Genomic DNA, 3,932 nt, shown 5'->3' with positions numbered 1-3,932 from the left:
TAATTGATGATACGATTGATTTTTAAAAAATAAGCTTCTTCTAATTTTCTTATTCTCTCATTTTCAGCTTTAGCTTCTGCTAAAGCTTGATCCTCATCAGAAAACCACCATTCCTCAATCTTTCCAGCAATCCATCCTCCAACTACCGCACCTACTATTGTCCCAGCCACGGGGACTAAAGAACCAGCATAACCTCCTAGTATTCTCCCAGCCATAGTAATACTAAACCTTGTTGCTACTCTAGTGGCAAGTTGCTTTGTAATCTTATGTGTGGCTAACATACCAACACCAGTTTCAAAAACAACTTCTTTAATGGCTCTTTCATTATCTTTACCTTCTGCTTTTTTAAATAAATAAGAAAAAATACCAAAATTACCCATAAGTTTATATTTGTAAAATTCATTAATCGTATTTGAAATACCTTGCGCTCTCATATAGTCATTCAGTAATTCACCTGAACCAGCTCCTGCTATAATCATAGAATAATTGATAAAAGTTCCCATATTACCCAAATCCCTTCGATCAATAGGCATCTGTGTAAATTCTTGCTGATAAGAATAAAATTCCAAAGCTATATAAGGCGAATATACTTGCTGCTTATTTTCCAAATTCTCTATCCTTTCTTAGTTTTTCTATTTTGTCAAGATCAATTTGATTTTTATTTTGATAAAAATTTGTGTGAGAATCGTGTATTAAAAACAATAAAGTATTACGTATATTATGAAAACTTTCTTTATCTAAAGATGATAAAAAATCAGCAATAAAAGGTTTTAAAATATTATAAAATTTATCAAGATTTTCTATATTATCTTCAATAAGCTCTAAATTATAAATTATTTTTCCATCAAAATCGATAATACTCACATTATCGCACGCTAATAACACCGAAAACAAAACAGGAGAACTAATATCGACATAAAAACTTCCTAATGTTATTTTAATATCCTTGCCGATATATTTTTGCAATATTAAATTATCATTTTTTATGAACATTTTCTTTAAATTTAGTGTCTTATATAACATTAATGGGCTTTGTAAAAACCATAATATTATAAGTATTGCAAGAATGGCACTAATTAGCCAACCATTATTATTTTTATTTAAAAATTTTTCCAAAGCAATTACAATAAACGATATGCCTACTATTAAATATCCTATTCTAGCAATCCAAGACCAAAAGAAAGCAAATGTTTTTTTATGTTTTAACTCCCAAATAATTTCATCTCGCGCGTCTTGTTCTTTGATTTCCGTGTTGTTATTTTCTATACTCATTTTTTATCCAATCTTATCTTATCGATTTCTTTAAGATCTATATTGTAATACTGCTCAAGTTGAAATAGTCCATAGATAGCAGTAAATTTAAGATATTTAATATTCTCGCAACCAATAAGATAATTTATAAGATGACTTTTTGTAAAATTTGCAAGCTCATTAAAATTTGTATTAGCGGATTCAATAAAACCATATAATTCCTTGCCATTACAATCTAATAAAAGAATTTTCATTGTTATACCTTGATAAAAACTGGACTCTATACCGATAACATAACTCCCAGATTCTAATATTAGGTTTTTTCCTATATATTTTTCAAGATATAATTTATAATTGTTATCAATATACATCTTTTTTCTCTTTTCTGAGTTCTATTGCTTCTTTAAGGAAAGTGGTTTTAATGTCATAAAAACCGGTTACAAATGAAATGGTTTTTTCAAATTCTTCATCACTTAAGCTTAACAAATAAGGCATTACATAAGGTTTTATAATGACATTAACTCTTGCAAAAAAATTATTTTTTGGTTCTATTTCATGCTTGATAAGATTTTTAATGTGGTATCTTTTACCTTTGAAAGTTTGTATAACTATATCTCCCAACAAAGCACGTGATGGTTCATAAGAATACACAAAAAAAGCTCCTAAAGGAAAAATTAAATCATTCCTCAAATAGAATTCAATCACAAGTTTTTCTTTTGTGATATAAATTTTTTTAAAATTTGCTGCTTTATAAATAAGACTTATACACATATACAAGAAATAAAGATATACAATAAAACCTATAAACCATTTATAATTAATTTCTTTGTCAAATAATCTAGGAGACAAATAAAGAAAAAAACATAAAAATCCAGTATATACTATCCCATAATATAAAAATGAAGGTATATATTTCTTTTCTTCAAAAATAATTTCATCTTGAGTGTCTTGTTCTTTGATTTCTGTGTTGCTACTCATTTTTATCCTTTAAATAAGTTTTAATCTCTTGTATATAAGGGGAGAAATCAATAATAAAAACATTGCGATCTATTTCTTGATTAAAAAATATTTCTATATTTGCTTGATAAAGCTTATAAAGATTTACTTTTTCTTCTAAATTCATAGTCTCTAAAGCTTTTTGTGTATATTTTGTGCATAATTCTTTAAATATATGATTGTTTTCAAAGCTACCAAAAGAATCCACACCACAAGGAAAAATAAATTCTTTTCTTATATGTTTTATATTTCGTATTTTTATTCTTTCAAAAAATCTTATTCCATAGGCAATGTCATAACGCATTGTAAAACTTCTATAAGGATAAAAAATTTCTGTATCAAACCACTGCATTTTTAATATTAATCCTTGTTCTATTAAAATTATAAATTTAAAATTCAATGCCTTATGTAATTCAAAAACATAATAAAGACTCCCAAAGGCGAAAAAACCATACTACAAAGATTCTTTAAGCAAAACAAACCAACAAAATCAACACACAAAAAAACCTAATGCGAGATAAATAATATATTGCAAAATAGCAAGGAAGTAAAATTTTCTCTTACTTTTCCAAAGCAAAGTAGAATTATTCATTACTCATCCTTTCAAAAGCCTCAGTGGCAAAACCTCCTGCAATACCTAAAGCATAAGGAGCAACATCTCCAAATACGCCTAAATCCCTTTTATCACTAGGAATGCTTTGAGTTTCTTTAGAATAAAACTCTAAACTTCCATAAATACTTTCATTCATCTTTCTTCTCTTTTTTTAATTCTTGCGCCTCTTTAAGGAAAGTGGTATCAATAAGGTTAAAATCTCCGCTTACACGTGAAAAGATTTTTTCAAATTCTTCATCACTTAAGCTCAGTAAATAAGGCATTACATGGGGTTTTATAATGGCATTAACTCTTGCAAAAAAACCATGTTTTATTTCTATTTCACGTCCGACAAGATTTACAATGTTGTATCTTCTACCTTTGAAAGTTTGTATAACTATATCTCCCCAACTATACACTGGGGTATAAGCATACACAAAAAAAGTTCCCAAAGGAAAAATTAATTCATTTCCAAAATAAAATTCAATCACAAGTTTTTCTTTTGTGATATAAATTCTTTTAAAATTTGCTGCTTGGTAGATCTCTTTTGCAAGTACATACAACCCAAAAAGAAAAATAGAAAGAACTATAAAATCTTTAAAATTTGTAGTATTGTTCAATCCCCTAGGAAGCAAATAAAGCACAAAACATAAAAGTCCAATGTGTATTATTCCATAAAATAAAAATATAGGTATATATTTCTTTTCTTCAAAAATAATTTCATCTTGAGTGTCTTGTTCTTTGATTTCTGTGTTGCTACTCATTTTTATCTTTTATCTATTCTGCCCTTACTTCTCCACCCTTAACTACAAGTCCATTAGAGTCTATAACTACTTCTACTCCACCTGCTTTAATAATCACACAATTTTGATTTGCGGTGATAATAGTTTCTCCTACTTGCACAGTTGCTTCACTATCAGCTTTTAACTGATGAGTGGTTTTAGCATAGGTTGTGATATTATCAGCTACCATACTTGTGTTTTTATCGCTTTCAAATCCTATAGATTCATTGCTTGTAAAAAGGATATTATCTTTACTTTTATAATCCATTTCTTTTTCGCTTAAAACTTGCACCTTATCACTAATATTAACA

The 3,932-nt window shown here is 27.7% G+C and carries 7 protein-coding genes and 1 pseudogene; all 8 read right to left on the bottom strand.

The genetic code is table 11. The annotated features are described in order from the left end of the window. Nucleotides 1-608: hypothetical protein (locus H2280_RS08135; RefSeq protein ID WP_337216224.1), on the bottom strand; the 608-nt coding region annotated here is incomplete at its 3' end. Continuing rightward, the gene (locus H2280_RS08130; protein WP_337196243.1) at nt 598-1,272 is read right to left on the bottom strand and encodes a hypothetical protein; all 675 of its coding nucleotides are present in this window, start codon (nt 1,270-1,272) and stop codon (nt 598-600) included. The genes H2280_RS08130 and H2280_RS08135, both read right to left, overlap by 11 nt. Next, the gene (locus tag H2280_RS08125) at nt 1,269-1,505 is read right to left on the bottom strand and encodes a hypothetical protein (RefSeq protein ID WP_337196244.1); all 237 of its coding nucleotides are present in this window, start codon (nt 1,503-1,505) and stop codon (nt 1,269-1,271) included. Before H2280_RS08125 ends, H2280_RS08130 begins: the two co-directional genes overlap by 4 nt. A gap of 106 nt (nt 1,506-1,611) precedes the next feature. Continuing rightward, entirely contained in the window at nt 1,612-2,229 is a 618-nt protein-coding gene (locus H2280_RS08120; RefSeq protein WP_337216223.1) for a hypothetical protein, read from the bottom strand. Beyond that, nucleotides 2,222-2,599 carry a hypothetical protein gene (locus H2280_RS08115; protein WP_337216222.1) on the bottom strand — a complete coding sequence of 126 codons (378 nt, stop codon included), beginning with the start codon at nt 2,597-2,599 and terminating at the stop codon, nt 2,222-2,224. The genes H2280_RS08120 and H2280_RS08115 overlap by 8 nt, the downstream gene beginning before the upstream one ends. Before the next feature lie 232 nt (nt 2,600-2,831). Then, on the bottom strand, nt 2,832-2,996 hold the full coding sequence (locus H2280_RS08110) for a hypothetical protein (RefSeq protein ID WP_337216221.1): 165 nt from the start codon (nt 2,994-2,996) through the stop codon (nt 2,832-2,834). Then, entirely contained in the window at nt 2,989-3,603 is a 615-nt protein-coding gene (locus H2280_RS08105) for a hypothetical protein (RefSeq protein WP_337216220.1), read from the bottom strand. The genes H2280_RS08110 and H2280_RS08105 overlap by 8 nt, the downstream gene beginning before the upstream one ends. A 13-nt stretch (nt 3,604-3,616) precedes the next feature. Continuing rightward, nucleotides 3,617-3,932: pseudogene (locus H2280_RS08100) on the bottom strand (bacteriophage T4 gp5 trimerisation domain-containing protein); the annotation flags it as partial.

It is taken from the genome of Campylobacter sp. 2457A, assembly GCF_020135895.1.
Classification (GTDB): Bacteria; Campylobacterota; Campylobacteria; order Campylobacterales; family Campylobacteraceae; genus Campylobacter_D; species Campylobacter_D taeniopygiae.
The sequence above is the reverse complement of the archived record's forward strand: the minus strand, read 5'-3'. Positions and strand labels throughout refer to the sequence as shown.

Bases quoted from the DNA above. Each gene is read 5' to 3' on its own strand.
- H2280_RS08105 (WP_337216220.1), bottom strand. From the start codon at position 3,603: ATGAGTAGCAACACAGAAATCAAAGAACAAGACACTCAAGATGAAATT.
- H2280_RS08130 (WP_337196243.1), bottom strand. From the start codon at position 1,272: ATGAGTATAGAAAATAACAACACGGAAATCAAAGAACAAGACGCGCGA.
- H2280_RS08125 (WP_337196244.1), bottom strand. From the start codon at position 1,505: ATGAAAATTCTTTTATTAGATTGTAATGGCAAGGAATTATATGGTTTT.
- H2280_RS08110 (WP_337216221.1), bottom strand. From the start codon at position 2,996: ATGAATGAAAGTATTTATGGAAGTTTAGAGTTTTATTCTAAAGAAACT.
- H2280_RS08120 (WP_337216223.1), bottom strand. From the start codon at position 2,229: ATGAGTAGCAACACAGAAATCAAAGAACAAGACACTCAAGATGAAATT.
- H2280_RS08115 (WP_337216222.1), bottom strand. From the start codon at position 2,599: ATGCAGTGGTTTGATACAGAAATTTTTTATCCTTATAGAAGTTTTACA.